12 protein-coding genes and 1 pseudogene are annotated in these 17,781 nt (G+C 52.9%); 6 read left to right on the top strand and 7 right to left on the bottom strand.

Annotation, left to right across the window (positions count from 1 at the left end):
• Position 1 precedes the first annotated feature (1 nt).
• From dmsB to lrp, 7 genes are all read right to left on the bottom strand, one after another.
• Positions 2–619 (bottom strand): dimethylsulfoxide reductase iron-sulfur subunit DmsB, encoded by a 618-nt coding sequence (dmsB, locus tag N7268_RS13470; RefSeq protein WP_260863292.1) that lies wholly within the window; start codon positions 617–619, stop codon positions 2–4.
• 10 nt (positions 620–629) lie between these two features.
• Positions 630–3,074, bottom strand: a complete 2,445-nt coding sequence (dmsA, locus tag N7268_RS13465) for a dimethylsulfoxide reductase subunit A (RefSeq protein ID WP_260863291.1) — start codon at positions 3,072–3,074, stop codon at positions 630–632.
• Between the two features lie 235 nt (positions 3,075–3,309).
• Complete coding sequence (serS, locus tag N7268_RS13460; protein WP_260863290.1) at positions 3,310–4,602, bottom strand: serine--tRNA ligase; 1,293 nt, start codon at positions 4,600–4,602, stop codon at positions 3,310–3,312.
• Positions 4,603–4,694: 92 nt separating this feature from the next.
• The gene (gene rarA / locus N7268_RS13455; protein WP_198904711.1) at positions 4,695–6,038 is read right to left on the bottom strand and encodes a replication-associated recombination protein A; all 1,344 of its coding nucleotides are present in this window, start codon (positions 6,036–6,038) and stop codon (positions 4,695–4,697) included.
• Between the two features lie 10 nt (positions 6,039–6,048).
• Complete coding sequence (gene lolA / locus N7268_RS13450; protein WP_040233939.1) at positions 6,049–6,660, bottom strand: outer membrane lipoprotein chaperone LolA; 612 nt, start codon at positions 6,658–6,660, stop codon at positions 6,049–6,051.
• A gap of 111 nt (positions 6,661–6,771) precedes the next feature.
• Complete coding sequence (gene ftsK / locus N7268_RS13445) at positions 6,772–10,746, bottom strand: DNA translocase FtsK (RefSeq protein ID WP_260863289.1); 3,975 nt, start codon at positions 10,744–10,746, stop codon at positions 6,772–6,774.
• Positions 10,747–10,880: 134 nt separating this feature from the next.
• Positions 10,881–11,375 carry a leucine-responsive transcriptional regulator Lrp gene (gene lrp, locus N7268_RS13440; RefSeq protein WP_002439523.1) on the bottom strand — a complete coding sequence of 165 codons (495 nt, stop codon included), beginning with the start codon at positions 11,373–11,375 and terminating at the stop codon, positions 10,881–10,883.
• Between the two features lie 548 nt (positions 11,376–11,923).
• On the opposite strand from lrp, the gene trxB reads away from it, so the two are divergent.
• The 6 genes and pseudogenes from trxB (at position 11,924) to infA (ending at position 17,747) form a co-directional block, all read left to right on the top strand.
• On the top strand, positions 11,924–12,892 hold the full coding sequence (trxB, locus tag N7268_RS13435; RefSeq protein WP_260863288.1) for a thioredoxin-disulfide reductase: 969 nt from the start codon (positions 11,924–11,926) through the stop codon (positions 12,890–12,892).
• Positions 12,893–13,005: 113 nt separating this feature from the next.
• On the top strand, positions 13,006–14,772 hold the full coding sequence (cydD, locus tag N7268_RS13430; protein ID WP_260863287.1) for a heme ABC transporter permease/ATP-binding protein CydD: 1,767 nt from the start codon (positions 13,006–13,008) through the stop codon (positions 14,770–14,772).
• Positions 14,773–16,494 (top strand): heme ABC transporter ATP-binding protein/permease CydC, encoded by a 1,722-nt coding sequence (gene cydC / locus N7268_RS13425; protein ID WP_260863286.1) that lies wholly within the window; start codon positions 14,773–14,775, stop codon positions 16,492–16,494.
• A gap of 44 nt (positions 16,495–16,538) precedes the next feature.
• The gene (aat, locus tag N7268_RS13420) at positions 16,539–17,243 is read left to right on the top strand and encodes a leucyl/phenylalanyl-tRNA--protein transferase (RefSeq protein ID WP_198904717.1); all 705 of its coding nucleotides are present in this window, start codon (positions 16,539–16,541) and stop codon (positions 17,241–17,243) included.
• A pseudogene (locus N7268_RS13415) lies at positions 17,244–17,601 on the top strand (hypothetical protein).
• Entirely contained in the window at positions 17,529–17,747 is a 219-nt protein-coding gene (gene infA, locus N7268_RS13410; RefSeq protein ID WP_002211347.1) for a translation initiation factor IF-1, read from the top strand. Before N7268_RS13415 ends, infA begins: the two are co-directional and overlap by 73 nt.
• Positions 17,748–17,781: the final 34 nt, after the last annotated feature.

Raw genomic sequence — 17,781 nt, 5'->3', positions numbered from 1 at the left:
CTTACACCTCCTTCGGATTGGCCAGATAACCCGTGGTATCCCCGGTAGGGCGGCTATTGGCATTAGGTTTAATAACGATGCTTGGCTTGGTGAAGTGCGCACCTGGCAGTGGCGCAACGGCAGCCAGATTCCCGTGCTTTTTGCGCAGCTCGTCAATCGGACCAAAATCCAGTGCACGTAACGGGCAAGACTCGACACAGATCGGTTTTTTACCTTCGGCAACGCGGTCATGACAGCCATCACACTTGGTCATATGCCCTTTCGCAGCATTGTACTGCGGCGCACCGTAAGGACAGGCCATGTGGCAATAGCGACAACCAATGCACACATCCTCATCGACAACGACAAAACCATCTTCACGCTTGTGCATCGCACCGCTTGGACAAACCTTGGTACAGGCCGGATCTTCGCAATGGTTACATGCAATGGAGAGGTAATAGGCAAAAACGTTCTGATGCCAGACACCATTGTCTTCTTGCCAGTCGCCGCCAGCGTATTCGTAGATACGACGGAAACTGACGTCAGGGGTTAAATTTTTGTAGTCTTTGCAGGCCAGTTCGCAGGTTTTGCAACCGGTGCAACGGCTGGAATCAATAAAAAATCCATACTGGGTTGTCATCGGTTACTCCTTACACCTTTTCAACCTGAACAAGGTTTGTATGTGACGGGTTCCCCTTGGCGAGAGGAGAAGGACGCTGGGTCGTCAGCACGTTAATACAGCCGCCCTGATCCACACGCTTCACATCCGGGTCATACCACGCACCTTCACCGAGTGCCACGACACCTGGCATCATACGCGGCGTGACTTTCGCCTCGATATGCACCTCTCCGCGGTCGTTAAAAATGCGGACCTTGTCGCCGTTGTTAATCCCACGCCTTTGCGCATCCATCGGGTTGATCCACATCTCCTGACGGCAGGACGCTTTCAGGACATCGACGTTGCCATAGGTTGAGTGAACACGAGACTTATAGTGGAATCCCGTCAATTGCAGAGGGAATTTCTCTACCAGCGGATCGTTTAAGCTTTCAAAGCCCGGGGTATAAATCGGTAAGGGATCGATCACATCGTCTTCAGGAAGTTCCCAGGTCGCAGCGATCTCTGCCAGTGCCTGAGAATAAATTTCGATCTTACCCGACGGCGTGGTGAGCGGATTGGCTTTCGGATCCTCACGGAACGCTTTGTACGCCACGTGATGCCCTTCCGGGTCACGTTGTTTAAAGATCCCTTGCTGACGGAAGACTTCAAACGTCGGCAGTTCAGGTATCGCTTTACGTGACTGTTCGTACAAATGACGCATCCACTCTTCCTGGGTACGTCCTTCGGTAAACTGCTGCTCTACGCCAAGGCGTTTCGCCAGTTCACTGGTCATTTGATAGATAGTCTTGCATTCAAAACGCGGTTTAATGGCTTGATCGGTGAAAATCACATAGGACATATTCCCGCAGGATGCATCCAACGCAAAGTCCATCTGTTCAGAAGCCGTGCAATCCGGTAGCAGGATATCGGCATATTTCGCCGAAGAGGTCATATGACAGTCGATGACAACGATCATTTCGCACTTCTTATCATCCTGCAGGATTTCGTGAGTGCGGTTGATATCAGAGTGCTGGTTAATGATGCAGTTACCGGCATAGTTCCAGATCATTTTAATCGGAACATCGAGCTTATCTTTTCCACGAACGCCATCACGTAGCGCCGTCATTTCCGGGCCACGCTCAATCGCATCTGTCCACATAAACATCGAAATGCTGGTTTCAACAGGGTTTTCCAGCGTAGGCATACGTTCAAACGGCAAATCGTAAGATCCCTCGCGCGCGCCGCTGTTACCGCCATTTATACCCACGTTACCGGTCAGAATAGCCAGCATAGAAATGGCACGAGTGGCAATTTCACCGTTAGCGTGACGCTGTGGTCCCCAGCCCTGGCTGATGTAAGCCGGTTTGGCACTGCCAATTTCACGCGCCAGTTTAACAATGCGCTCTGCCGGAATACCGGTTATCTGCGCCGCCCATTCCGGGGTCTTCGCGATACCATCTTTACCCTGACCCAGAATGTAAGCTTTATAGTGACCATTCTTCGGTGCGCCTGCCGGTAGGGTTTTCTCGTCATACCCCACGCAGTATTTATCGAGGAATGGCTGATCAACCATATTCTCTGTGATCAACACATACGCCAGACCATTGACGAGCGCCGCATCCGTCCCCGGGCGAATCGGGATCCATTCATCTTCACGCCCCGCGCCCGTATCCGTATAACGAGGATCGATAATGATCATACGGGCATTTGACTTCTGTCGAGCCTGCTCCAGGTAATAGGTTACCCCACCACCGCTCATGCGGGTTTCACCGGGGTTATTACCAAACAGAACAACCAACTTGCTGTTTTCAATATCAGACGGGCTGTTACCATCAGCCCAACCACCGTAGGTATAATTCAGACCGGCCGCAATTTGCGCAGAAGAGTAATCACCGTAGTGATTCAGGTAGCCGCCACAGCAGTTCATCAGACGAGCAACCAGCGTTTTTCCCGGTGGCCATGAGCGCGTCATCGTGCCGCCCAACGTACCGGTACCGTAGTTGAGGTAGATCGACTCGTTACCGTAGTCTTTAATCAGACGCTGCATATTGCTGGCGATGATGTCGTAGGCTTCATCCCAGCTGATACGCTCAAATTTACCCTCACCGCGCTTACCAACCCGCTTCATCGGATATTTCAGACGGTCGGGATTATAGACACGACGACGCATGGAGCGACCACGCAGACAAGCGCGAACCTGGTGCAAACCGTCGTAATTGTCATCGCCAGTATTATCGGTTTCCACATACTTTATTTCACCGTCCACCACATGCATTCGCAAAGGACAGCGGCTACCACAGTTCACCGTACACGCGCTCCAGATCACTTTCTCATTAATCTGTGCGGGATTGATGGCTTCTGCGGCATTTGCAATACGGGTAAATGGCAGGGTAAACGCGCTACTGGCCATCGCCAGTCCGCCTATCGCCGTCGTTTTGACTAAACCGCGACGACTCACCTCAGCTGCCAGGACGGCATCGGGGATCTTAGTTTTCATAGTGGCTCACTCTGCTGCTCACAATAAACAAAAAGAAAAACTCGTTGTATAGATATTTATATATCGATACTGTCGTTATAAAGATTGGTATATAGTGAATTTGCGGAAAGACAGAGATAAATACTGTCCTTCATTCGAAGGTAGTATTACCACTAACGAGGTAAGGGTTATTGTCCGGTATCAATCAGGCACAAAAAAAGCGCCCGCAGGCGCTTTTTTAACAGGAAAAGATGACTTAACCGATGTATTCCAGACCATTCATGTACGGACGTAATACTTCCGGTACCTGAATGCGGCCATCAGCCTGCTGGTAGTTTTCCATTACAGCAACCAGCGTACGACCTACCGCCAGACCAGAACCGTTCAGTGTATGCACCAGACGGGTCTTTTTGTCGGATTTGCTGCGGCAACGCGCCTGCATACGACGAGCCTGGAAATCCCACACGTTAGAGCAGGAAGAGATTTCGCGATAGGTATTCTGCGCCGGGATCCAGACTTCCAGATCGTAGGTTTTGCATGCGCCGAAGCCCATGTCACCTGTGCACAGAATGATCTTACGATACGGCAGACCCAGCAGCTGAAGCACTTTTTCAGCATGACCGGTCATCTCTTCCAGTGCGTCCATGGAATCTTCAGGACGTACAATCTGCACCATCTCAACTTTGTCGAACTGGTGCATACGGATCAGACCACGGGTATCACGACCGTAAGAGCCAGCTTCAGAACGGAAACATGGCGTATGCGCAGTCATTTTGATTGGCAGCGCGTCTTCGTCGATGATTTCATCGCGAACCAGGTTGGTCAGCGGAACTTCGGCCGTTGGGATCAGCGCATAATTGCTGCTGTCGGCTTCTTCATCCAGCGGGCGCGTATGGAACAAATCACCGGCAAACTTCGGCAACTGACCCGTACCGTAGAGCGTGTCATGGTTAACCAGATACGGAACGTAGTTTTCGCTGTAACCGTGCTGTTCAGTATGCAGATCCAGCATGAATTGAGACAGCGCACGATGCATACGCGCAATCTGCCCTTTCATGACGACGAAACGGGATCCGGTCAGCTTAACAGCCGCAGCAAAATCGAGCCCGGTATGCATTTCACCCAGGGTAACGTGATCGCGTACTTCAAAATCAAACTCACGTGGGGTACCCCAACGGCTGACTTCGATGTTGTCATTTTCATCTTTACCCACCGGCACTTCGTCCGCTGGCAGGTTAGGAATGGTCAGCGCAATATCACGAATCTCAGCCTGCAGGGCATCAAGTTCAGCTTTCGCGGCATCCAGCTCTTCGCCCAGTTTGTTCACTTCCAGACGTAAAGACTCGATATCTTCCCCGCGCGCTTTTGCCTGGCCGATGGATTTCGATCGAGAGTTACGCTCTGCCTGCAGGTTTTCTGTTTGTACCTGCAGAACTTTACGACGCTCTTCAAGAGCGCGCAGCTTATCTACATCCAGCTTAAAGCCCCGGCTTGCCAGTTTTTCTGCGACTGCGTCTGGCTCATTACGCAGCAGATTGGGATCGAGCATGCTTATCCTGTGCTTATCGAATTAAAATAGGAGGTAGTGACCACAGCCTGCGGTCACAGGGATACATCGACAACATTACCGCAACGATAACACTAACGGTAGCGTTTTATAGGGCTATTTTGATCCTGTCCGGCAAGCCAGGCGAGCTTTTCGCCAATCTTACCCTCAAGACCTCTGTTTGTAGGGTGATAATAGCGCGTTTGTGCCATTTCCTGTGGGAAGTATTCCTCCCCGGCAGCATAGGCATTCGGCTCATCGTGGGCATAGCGATATTCCTGACCGTAACCCATCTCTTTCATCAGTTTGGTCGGCGCATTGCGCAGATGTACCGGCACATCGTAATCCGGGCGTTCGCGGGCATCCGCCAGTGCAGCTTTAAAGGCGGTGTAAACCGCATTACTTTTCGGCGCGCAAGCCAGATAAACAATCGCCTGCGCAATGGCCCGCTCACCTTCAGCTGGCCCAACGCGAGTGAAACAATCCCATGCCGAAATCGCTACCTGCATTGCACGGGGATCGGCGTTGCCTACATCTTCAGACGCAATTGCCAGACAGCGGCGTGCAACATACAACGGATCGCCCCCCGCAGTAATGATGCGGGCATACCAGTAAAGCGCCGCATCCGGCGCACTGCCGCGTACCGACTTGTGCAATGCGGAGATAAGATCATAAAAACGATCGCCTTTATTATCGAAGCGCGCACTACGCTCGCCGGCAATCTCCGTCAGCAACGCGGGCTGTAAAACGCGTTTTCCACTGCCGTCCACTTCGGCCATATCGGCCATCATTTCCAGCGTATTTAACGCCCGCCGCGCATCACCATTCACCAGCTCAGCAATCGCCCGACGGGTTTCATTCGGCAGAACAATATCCTGGCCGCCGTAACCACGGGCTTTATCTTCCATCGCCTGATCCAGCACCTGCTCGATATCGTCAGTGGTTAGCGATTTCAGTAAATAGACACGCGCACGTGACAATAATGCTGAGTTGAGTTCAAAAGAGGGATTTTCTGTGGTGGCGCCAATAAATGTAATCGTGCCATCTTCAATATGCGGAAGAAACGCATCCTGCTGGCTTTTATTAAACCGGTGAACTTCGTCCACAAACAAGATAGTACGCCGACCCGCGTTGCGGTTCTGACGTGCGCGCTCTATGGCTTCACGAATTTCTTTCACGCCTGAAGTGACCGCCGAAATGCGTTCAACATCGGCGTTCGCATAACGCGCAATCACTTCAGCCAGCGTCGTTTTGCCCGTTCCCGGCGGCCCCCATAAAATCATGGAGTGCAGGTGTCCGGCCTCAATGGCGCGCGGCAAGGGTTTCCCTGCAGCCAGCAAATGCTGCTGGCCGATATACTGCGCTAAATTTTCTGGCCGCATTCGCGCGGCCAGGGGCTGAAAGGTGTTATCAGAAAAATCGAGCGACAGATTGCCCACTCACACGCCTCTACTTACGTTGATCGTCCACCGTTACACCTTGTGGCGGGGTAAAGGTGAATTTCGAAGGTTCAATTGCACCATTCTGCTGAGATTTCAGCTGATAGCTGCTGCGCTGGTCATCTTGCTCAACAGCGCTGAACTGATGGATAGTCCCATCACGTCCGACATTAATGGTGAACTGCTTCAGATTACCGCTGCTGGTTTTCGGGGTCAGCACAAAATCATCACCGTTTTGTTTGATGTTGTATTGCTGCCAGTCGCTGGACTGGTTACGCGCAATCAGCATAAACGGTGTATTTCCCGTAGCATCTTTCAGCCAGGTTGCAGTCGCCTGCTCGACAAACGGGTTAAAGAACCACAGCGTTTTGCCGTCGGAAACCAGAATGCTCTCGTCAGGCTGCGTCATATGCCAGTTAAACAGATTTGGACGTTTAACCCATAAATCACCCTGACCTTCCTGCACTGCCGCGCCGCTGCCATCCGTCACCTTTTGGGTAAAGCTGGCGTGGAAGCTGCTGACTTTATCCAGACGGCTTTTCAGGTCGCTGGCGGCGTCAGCCCAAACGCTACTCACCACAAAGCTCGACAGTAATGCACAGGTGATTGCGATTCTTTTCATCGTTATTCCTCAAAATACGTCACTCCCGACGGGGAGATCCCTCTGCTATCCATTCCAGGCCAAAAATCAGCATGAGGAAAGTAGAAAATACTGAATTACTTAACTTTGCAATCAATCAAAGGGCGGCGGAGCCAGCACTTCACGATTACCATTATGCCCCTGCTCACTGACAATACCCTGCGCTTCCATTTGTTCAATGATGCGTGCTGCACGGTTGTAACCAATACGGAACTGACGCTGGACGCCGGAGATTGAGGCTTTACGTTTTTCTGTGACGAACTTGACGGCCTGGTCGAACAAGGGATCCAGCTCTTCCCCACCATCAAAGCCACCACAACCGCCTTCACTTTCGCTGTCGGAGGTGATGCCATCAACATATTGTGGACGCCCACGCGCTTTCCAGTCCTGAACAACCGCATGTACTTCCTGGTCACGCACAAACGCGCCATGTACACGCACCGGCATGGTGGAGTTTGGTCCCGAATAAAGCATATCCCCCATGCCCAGCAACGACTCTGCGCCACTCTGATCGAGTATGGTGCGTGAATCAATCTTACTGGATACAGTAAAGGCGATACGGGTCGGAATATTGGCTTTAATCAACCCGGTAATCACGTCAACCGATGGACGCTGGGTTGCCAGCACCAGATGAATCCCTGCCGCACGCGCTTTTTGCGCCAGACGCGCGATCAGTTCTTCAACTTTTTTACCGACGGTCATCATCAGGTCAGCGAACTCATCCACCAGCACGACGATATACGGCAGTTTTTCCAGAACGGGATGCTGGACATCCATACTATCGCCAGGTTTCCAGTACGGGTCAGGAATCGGACGCCCCATACGGGCTGCTTCAGCGATTTTTTCGTTATAACCCGCGAGGTTACGCACACCCAGCGCCGACATCAGCTTATAGCGACGTTCCATTTCATTGACGCTCCAGCGCAAGGCATTGGCCGCATCTTTCATGTCCGTAACGACTTCAGTCAGCAGATGCGGGATCCCTTCATAAACGGAAAGTTCCAGCATTTTCGGGTCAATCATGATGAAACGAACGTCTTCCGGTTGCGCCTTGTACAGCATACTGAGGATCATGGCGTTAACCCCAACGGACTTACCGGAACCCGTGGTCCCCGCAACCAGCAGGTGAGGCATCTTAGCCAGATCGGCAACAACCGGTTCGCCCGCGATATCTTTCCCCAGTACAACGGTCAGCGGAGAAGGGTTTTCGCGGAATTTCGCGTTATCCAGCACTTCGCGTAAATACACGGTCTGACGTTTTTTGTTCGGCAGTTCCAGGCCTACATACGGTTTACCCGGAATCACTTCCACCACACGCACCGCAACGGTTGACAGCGAACGCGCCAGGTCACGTGAAAGGTTAGAAATACGCGCGGCTTTCACGCCCGGCGCCAGGTTCAGTTCGAAACGGGTAATCACCGGACCTGGCGAATAGTTCACCACATCCGCTTTAATCCGGAAATCCGCCAGTCGCGCTTCCACCAAACGAGCCATTTGCTCCAGCGCAAAAGTATCCACGGGTTCAACTTCACTCGGCGGCGGCGTCAGCAGATCCAGCGATGGCAACGGCGTAGTTGGGCGCTGCACAGGGCGGCTATCACCATTACGCATCAATAACGGATGGATCAAGCTGTCCTGCGGCTGCGGTGCGACAGGCTGTGACGGCTGCTGATAATGCTGCTGCGGTGCGACAGGCTGTGGCGGCTGCTGATAATGCTGCTGCGGTGCGACAGGCTGTGGCGGCTGCTGATAGTGCTGCTGCGGTGCAACAGGCTGTGGCGGTTGCTGATAGTGCTGCTGCGGCGCGACAGGCTGCGACGGCTGCTGATATTGCGGCGCAGGCGTCGCCTCAGGCATCACGCCTGGCGTGAACAGCGGCTCATGCGGGCCGTCATCCACCAGCGCTTTCATCGGCGAAAATGCAAAGTCATCAAGCGAGAATGGATTGGCCCCTGCGGGCTGCTCACCGGAATAACGCTGCTGCTGAGAAGAGGCAAACTGACGAGCCAGTTCCGCTTCTGCCGCGGAATCTTCGTCTTCATCCTGATTCGTATCGTCCTGATACTCTTCTCCATAACGATGCTGCTGTGACTGCGCAAACTGACGCGCCAGCTCATCCTGCTGCATGGCATCAATTTCGTCGTCAGTATATTGCGCATCTGTATCAAGCTGCTCTTCACGCGCCTTCTCTTCAGCCATCCGTTGCGACGGTAATTTTATACCGTACGATGCCAGCTCACGACGCGTCGGAACACGCACACGATTCGGACGCGGCAGTTGCGGACCAATCCCCTCTTTCACCTGTGGGCGCGGCGCACCGCTGCCCGCAAGGCTAAACACCGGCGCTGCAGCAGCGCTTGCCGCTGCCCCGGCCCCCAGCGCTGCGGTTTTCACACCTGCAGCCAACGGTGCGACGGCAGCGACCGATTCAATCGGTGGTATGGCGGCTGGAGTCGGCATTGATGGCATGGAAGGTTTCACCCGCTCCGGCTCTTTTACAGGCTCAGGAATAGGCTGATACCAGGCCGCAAGCTGTTCACGTTCACGCGCGCGTTTTTCTTCCACTTCTTCAAAATAATAAAGTGGCGGGCGAGCGGGTTTAGTCTCTTCAACGACAGGTTCTGGCTCCACAACAGGCGGTTGCTCAACAACGGGTTGTTGGTGAACGACAGGCTGCTGCTGAACCACTTCCGGTTGATAGACAGGTTGCGTCTGGAGAGGCGCGTTTTGCTGATAAACAGGTTCGGGTTGCCAGGTTTGTTCCGCCACAGGGGTTTCTTGCGTCTGCCATGGCATTTGCGATTGCGGCATCACCGGTTGTTCAGCAACTGGCGGCACAGCGTACTGTGGCTGAGGCTCAACCGGTGCAGGCTGTTGCCACGCTTCATAAGGTTGCACCGCCGGATGGGCGTACTGGGTTGGCTGCGGATAACCTTCTGGCGCAGGTACGACAGCGGGTTCCGCCGTTTGTGGTCCAGTCACGGGTTGCCATGCTGCAGCAGGAGAAGGTTGCACAGGCATAGCGTCGGGTACTGACGGCGTCTGCATCAGCGGATCAACAGGCGCGCTCCAGGCTTGTGCTGCCACTGTTGCCGCAGCAGCGGCTGCCACAGGTTCAGTGACAGAATGACCATTTAACAGCGGGTCGAATTCATCATATTCCGGCACTGTCGCACGATTGCCTGAAAACAGGACATCGTTCGGATCGGCGGCAACGCCACGGGCGCTGTATTGAATGTCATCTTCATCATCCATGCGTTTGCCAGAGAACAGCGCCGCATCGGTATGACGCCCAAGCGGATTAGTAAATTTCTCAGCCAGACGTTTACGACGCGCTAATGCGCCACGGAGAATACGTGCCCGACGCGACTCATGCTGTTTAACGTTACCTGCATCGGCAGACTCTTCGTCGTCTTCATACTCATCATCATCGACCCAGGTGTCGTCACGGCGAGTACGGTTGCTGGCAAACGTCAGGATATTGAGTAACCAACCACCCAGTTTTTCCGCGATGCTCACCCACGACCAGCCGGTAAACAGCGTCAGCCCTGCGGCCCAGATGCACAGGAGCGTGAGCGTTCCACCACTGCTGTGCAGCAGAGGTTGCAGCGTTGTACTGAGCAGACTGCCAATCACGCCGCCAGAAGCGAAATACCAGATGTCATCGGCATTGATCGCCGCCAGACCACATGACGTTAAAATAAGCGCCAGTACGCCAATAATGCGTAGCGATACGGCAAAATAATCGACATATTCGTCGCTGGCCTGGTGTCGCCAGGCAAACCAACAGCCGCCGACAATAATGACGGGAATGGTGTAGGCCATGACGCCAAAAATAAAGAACAGCGTATCAGCCAGCCATGCGCCAGGGATTCCCCCCAGATTATGGATAGGCTCGTGCCATGCGGTTTGTGACCAACTGGGATCCGAAGGGTTAAAGCTGAGTAAGGCAGCCATCAACCAGACGGCAAAAAGGGCAATAAGGATCAGTAGCGCTTCCAGAAGGCGGCGCCCGCTGCTTAACTTCGTCAATGTGACGTCTTTGTCTTCAGTGTATTCCTGGCTCAAAAACGGCTCTCCAGGTTTCAGGCTTTTCCTGCCCGATGCTAAAACGGACAACAGCACCGGGTCGCCCCGGCACTGTTGCTGTATGGATTAACAGGAGTGTAATCAAACTGCGTCGATTTTGCACCTGTTCCGTGTTAGCGCGTCTTAATTACCAGACGATTGCTCTGTTTGACTTCTTCCATTACCACGTAAGTACGTGTGTCATTCACGCCAGGCAGACGCAGCAGGGTTTCCCCTAATAGCTTACGGTACGCTGACATATCCGGTACGCGCGTTTTCAGCAGATAGTCGAAATCACCGGAAACCAAATGACACTCTTGAATTTCTTCAAGTTTTTGTACTGCGGAGTTAAATTGCTCAAACACATCCGGTGCGCCACGATTCAGAGTAATCTCAACAAAAACCAGAAGTGATGCATCCAGATAATGCGGGTTCAACAGCGCTGTATAGCCCTGAATAAAACCCTGTCTTTCCAACCGACGCACACGCTCAAGGCAAGGCGTTGGTGAAAGTCCCACACGTTTAGAAAGCTCGACGTTAGAAATACGCCCATCCTTTTGCAGCTCATTAAGAATGTTACGATCGATACGGTCGAGATCTTTGCCAGGGCGCTTCTTACTATCTACCATTATTATTGTCTCTCTGTATTCCTTCCCTACTCCTGCCTGACTCTATTAACATCAATGTTCAGAGTCGCTACCCATCATAATTAACCCGAAACCCAGGTGGATTTACGGTGCGCAATGCCTGGGTTTACGGTGAGAAGACCGTTGCCTGTCGGCGGCTATCGACATCACGAATGGCATCTGTCCACACCATGCGTAGATTTCACTAACCCGGTAAACATGGTATCTACATGCATGATTATGCAGCATACACATGACACAGTTTTTTTCTTCCTTGAATGTTTTCGCAAAACAGCAGGGGATTGTCAAAGCAAAACATCGATTTTTAGTACAACATGCCAGTTATTCATTGGGAGTGATGGAAAATCGTCATTTTATCACCTTATAAGTGACCCATTTTAAGTAGAAATCGTTATCGCAGCGTCGCCAATTTTCGCGCTCATCGGTTTCCGCTATTACACAGATTGTTAACAAAATCGTCATACTCTTTTTTTACGTCGGCAAATTCCCTACAATCCTGCTCATTGCCTGCCAACAACTATGGGGATCTCATGGGCACGACCAAACACAGTAAACTTCTTATTCTGGGCTCAGGTCCTGCGGGATATACCGCCGCGGTCTACGCTGCGCGTGCGAACCTGCAACCGGTACTGATTACTGGTATGGAAAAAGGGGGTCAGCTGACGACCACGACCGAAGTAGAGAACTGGCCTGGCGATCCGCACGATCTCACCGGTCCTTCGCTGATGGAGCGTATGCACGAGCATGCGACGAAATTTGAAACGGAGATCATTTTTGATCACATCAGCAAAGTTGATCTGCAAAACCGTCCGTTCCGTTTGACCGGCGACAGTGGTGAATACACCTGTGATGCGCTGATTATTGCGACTGGCGCTTCAGCACGTTACCTTGGTCTGCCTTCGGAAGAAGCATTTAAAGGCCGTGGCGTTTCCGCCTGTGCAACCTGTGACGGCTTCTTCTACCGCAACCAAAAAGTTGCGGTTATCGGCGGCGGCAATACCGCAGTCGAGGAAGCATTGTACCTGGCGAATATTGCCTCTGAGGTGCATTTAATCCACCGTCGCGACAGTTTCCGGGCAGAGAAAATCCTTATCAAACGTCTGATGGATAAAGTCGAAAACGGCAACATCGTGTTGCACACCCACCGCACGCTGGAAGAAGTGACTGGCGATCAAATGGGTGTAACCGGACTGCGTCTTCGTGATACCCAAAACGCGGATAACATTGAGTCTCTCGAGGTCGCAGGGTTATTCGTCGCGATCGGCCACAGCCCGAACACGGCCATTTTTGACGGTCAGCTTGAACTGGAAAACGGCTATATCAAAGTCCAGTCCGGCATTCACGGTAATGCAACGCAAACCAGTGTCCCTGGCGTGTTCGCAGCCGGTGACGTGATGGACCACATTTACCGCCAGGCGATCACCTCTGCCGGTACAGGTTGTATGGCAGCGCTTGATGCGGAGCGTTACCTCGACGGTCTGGCTGACGCCTGCAAATAGTTTTACAAATCAGTAACAAAAGTAAAAAAGGCGACTATAAGTCGCCTTTATTTTTGCCCCGTTGTAACATTGTCCTGCCCAAAAATTCCAATAACTCACCTGCTAAGCGTGCAATGAATAAAACCCGTCAAAAAGAGCTTACCCGCTGGTTAAAACAGCAAAGTGTCATTTCTCAACGCTGGCTGAATATTTCACGCCTGTTGGGGTTCGTCAGCGGCCTGTTAATTGTCGCGCAGGCCTGGCTCATGGCTCGCATTCTGCAGCATATGATCATGGAAAACATTCCACGTGAGGCCCTGCTTTTCCCGTTTATCGTGCTGGTCTTGATTTTTATTCTGCGGGCCTGGGTTGTCTGGTTACGTGAACGGATAGGGTTTCACGCAGGGCAACACATTCGCTTTGAGATTCGTCGTCAGGTTCTGGACCGACTGCAACAGGCTGGCCCTGCATGGATTCAGGGTAAACCTGCCGGAAGCTGGGCTACGCTGGTACTGGAACAGATTGATGATATGCATGATTACTATGCACGTTATCTGCCGCAAATGGCGCTTGCCGTGTGCGTTCCCTTATTGATTGTGGCGGCGATTTTCCCATCAAACTGGGTCGCTGCGCTTATCCTGCTTGGCACCGCACCGCTGATCCCTTTGTTTATGGCGATGGTCGGTATGGGGGCTGCAGATGCTAACCGCCGTAATTTTCAGGCGCTTGCCCGACTCAGTGGTCATTTTCTCGATCGTTTGCGCGGAATGGAAACGCTGAGAATATTTGGGCGCGGTGAAGCGGAAACAGAAAGCATCCGCGCGGCATCACAAGATTTTCGCCAGCGCACAATGGAAGTACTGCGCCTTGCGTTCCTTTCCTCTGGCGTACTGGAGTTTTTCACGTCGCTGTCCATTGCTCTGGTGGCCGTTTATTTCGGTTTTTCTTACCTTGGCGAACTCAACTTCGGCCACTATGGCACTGGCGTTACGCTGGCTGCGGGCTTCCTGGCGCTCATTCTCGCACCTGAGTTTTTCCAGCCTCTGCGCGACCTGGGTACGTTTTATCATGCTAAAGCGCAAGCGATAGGCGCAGCGGACAGTCTGAAAACGTTCATGGAAAAACCGCTGGCTCACCCTGAGCGGGGCGACATTGAACTGGCGGTAAAAGAGTCAGTCTCGATTGAAGCAGAAGATCTGATCATCACCTCGCCGGAAGGGAAAGTGCTTGCAGGCCCCCTCAACTTTTCGCTGCCAGCCGGCCAGCGGGCGGTGTTGGTTGGCCGTAGTGGCTCCGGTAAGAGTTCGCTTCTGAATGTGCTGTCCGGTTTTCTCTCCTATCAGGGGTCATTGCGGATTAACGGTTTTGAACTTCGCGATTTGTCGCCTGATTCCTGGCGTAAACAGCTCTCATGGGTAGGCCAAAACCCACAACTTCCTGCCGCAACATTACGGGATAATGTGCTGCTGGCTCGCCCGGATGCCAGCGAGCAGCAGCTTCAGGCCGCACTCGATAGCGCCTGGGTCAGTGAGTTTTTACCTCTGCTACCTCAAGGTGTGGATACGCCAGTCGGCGATCAGGCGGCTCGACTTTCTGTCGGGCAAGCGCAGCGTGTCGCCGTTGCCCGCGCCCTGCTTCATCCATGCCAGTTACTGCTGCTGGATGAACCCGCGGCCAGCCTTGATGCGCACAGTGAACAGCGTGTGATGCAGGCGTTGAATGCGGCATCACGTCGCCAGACCACGCTGATGGTCACCCATCAACTCGAAGATCTTGCCGAGTGGGACACAATTTGGGTCATGCAGGACGGACAAATCGTCGAGCAAGGTACCTATGCTCAACTTAGCGCAGCCAACGGGGCTTTTGCGACGTTACTGGCTCACCGTCTGGAGGATATCTAAATGCGCGCATTGCTACCCTATCTGACGCTGTATAAACGTCACAAATGGATGTTAACGCTGGGAATCGTTCTGGCGATCGTCACATTGCTGGCAAGTATCGGTTTGTTGACGCTTTCAGGTTGGTTCCTCTCCGCCTCCGCTGTCGTCGGCGTGACCGGAATTTACAGTTTTAACTACATGCTCCCGGCCGCAGGCGTTCGCGGCGCGGCGATCACCCGAACGGCAGGCCGTTATTTCGAGCGACTGGTCAGCCACGACGCGACATTCCGCGTGCTGCAGCACCTGCGTATTTATACGTTTAGCAAACTCCTGCCGCTCTCTCCTGCGGGACTGGCTCGTTTTCAGCAAGGCGAGTTACTTAACCGTGTAGTCGCGGATGTCGATACGCTGGATCACCTCTACCTGCGAGTCATCTCGCCATTGGTAGGCGCATTTGTGGTTATCGTTGTCGTCACGCTGGGGCTGAGTGTCCTTGACCTGTATCTTGCGATGACACTCGGCGGCATTATGCTGCTCACATTATTTATTTTGCCGCCGGTGTTTTATCGTGCCGGAAAAAGCACCGGGCAAAACCTGACTCATCTACGCGGACAATACCGACAACAGCTTACCGCGTGGTTGCAGGGGCAGGCTGAATTGACCATTTTTGGCGCCAGCGAGCGTTATCGGGCACAGATGGAAGCCACCGAATTGCAGTGGCATGAAGCGCAACGTCGCCAGTCTGAATTAACGGCGTTATCCCAGGCCGTGATGCTGCTGATTGGTGCCTTTGCGGTCATCGTCATGCTCTGGATGGCCTCCGGTGGCGTGGGGGGGAATCCCCAACCAGGCGCGCTGATTGCGCTGTTTGTTTTCTGTGCGCTCGCCGCCTTCGAAGCCCTGGCTCCCGTGACCGGCGCGTTTCAGCATCTCGGCCAGGTGATCGCGTCGGCTCTGCGTATCACCGAACTCACCGAACAGCAGCCGGAAGTCACCTTCCCTGAAGCAGGGTCTACGGTTTCGGAGCAGATCACGCTCACGCTGCGTGACGTTTCTTTCCGCTATCCTGGTCAGGCGCAAAACGCGCTGGATACCCTTTCCCTACAGGCCAGGCCCGGTGAACACATTGCGATTCTGGGGCGCACTGGCTGCGGAAAGTCCACGCTTCTGCAGTTGCTGACACGCGCCTGGGACCCACAAAGCGGCGAAATTCTGATCAACGATCACCCGCTTTCAACCCTGAGTGAATCCACGCTGCGTCAAAGCATCAGCGTTGTCCCGCAACGTGTGCATCTGTTCAGCGCGACATTACGCGATAACCTGCTACTGGCAGCGCCGCACGCCAGTGATGAGGTGTTGTCCAGCATGCTCTGCCGCGTGGGTCTGGAAAAATTACTGGAAGATGATGGACTGAACGCCTGGTTAGGCGAAGGTGGTCGTCAGTTATCGGGAGGCGAGTTACGCCGTCTGGCTATCGCTCGCGCCCTGTTGCACGATGCCCCGCTGATGCTGTTGGATGAACCCACCGAAGGTCTGGATGCGACAACAGAAAGCCAAATGCTTGAATTAATTAGCGATGTGATGCGAGATAAAACCGTACTGATGGTCACGCATCGCCTGCGCGGACTGTCGCGTTTTGATCAAATAATAGTGATGGACAACGGACAAATTATTGAGCAAGGTAATCACGCAGATCTGTTAGCCAGGCAGGGTCGTTATTACCAGTTTAAGCAACGTCTGTAAGCTATTATTGAACGATCCGACTCGCGTAGTGGAGTTTCGCTGTCATGCGCCTGGTGCAACTATCTCGTCATTCTATCGCCTTCCCCTCACCGGAAGGCGCTCTACGCGAACCTAACGGTCTGTTAGCGCTTGGCGGCGATCTCAGCCCTGCCCGACTGCTAATGGCGTACCAGCGCGGGATCTTCCCGTGGTTTTCGCCAGGCGACCCGATTCTCTGGTGGTCGCCCGATCCACGCGCCATTCTGTGGCCGGAGACATTTCATGTGAGTCGTAGCATGAAGCGCTTTCATAAAAACTCACCTTACCGCGTAACGCTCAATTACGCATTTGGTCAAGTGATTGAAGGTTGTGCAAACGATCGGGAAGAAGGTACCTGGATTACCCATGATGTGGTGGATGCTTACCATCGTCTGCATGAACTGGGGCATGCGCACTCCATTGAAGTATGGCGACAAAATGAATTAGTGGGCGGTATGTACGGCGTGTCGCAAGGTACGCTTTTCTGTGGTGAATCGATGTTCAGTCGTCAGGAAAATGCTTCCAAAACCGCCCTGCTTGTTTTTTGCGCTGAATTTATCCGTCAGGGTGGAAAACTTATCGACTGCCAGGTGCTAAACAGCCACACAGCGTCGCTGGGTGCCATTGAAACACCCCGCCGGGAGTACCTTGAACACTTGAGCAGACTGCGCCAACAGCGGCTACCCAGCCATTTTTGGGTGCCCAGGACGTTATTTTCACTTCAGGAGTGAATGTTTTCGGCACATTTTTTGTCGGGGTGTTATAATTGTGCCGCAGAGTTGGTTTAGCCCATTACCCCGCCGCCGTTAAGGAACAGTTCGCGCCAGGCAACGCCTATCGTTTATCTCATCGTTCCCTTACACGTTGCGCTTTTAGTGCGGCTTTGCCGTGTGTGATTAGAGTAATGCGCCAAACCCGATTTGCTGTGTTTTAAACGCACAAATCTTTACTTATTAAAAGAACTTCGGCATTATCTTGCCGGTTCAAATTACGGTAGTGATACCCCAGAGGATTAGATGGCCAAAGAAGACAATATTGAAATGCAGGGTACCGTTCTCGATACGTTACCTAATACCATGTTCCGCGTAGAGTTAGAAAACGGTCACGTGGTTACTGCACACATCTCCGGTAAAATGCGTAAAAACTATATCCGCATCCTGACGGGCGACAAAGTGACTGTTGAACTGACCCCGTACGACCTGAGCAAAGGCCGCATTGTCTTCCGTAGTCGCTGATTGTTTTCACGCCAGACTGGCGTCCAGATAATAA

The organism is Citrobacter sp. Marseille-Q6884, assembly GCF_945906775.1.
In the GTDB taxonomy this organism is placed as follows: Bacteria; Pseudomonadota; Gammaproteobacteria; order Enterobacterales; family Enterobacteriaceae; genus Citrobacter.
Note: the sequence above shows the minus strand (reverse complement) of the source record. Positions and strands in the feature narration are given on the sequence as shown.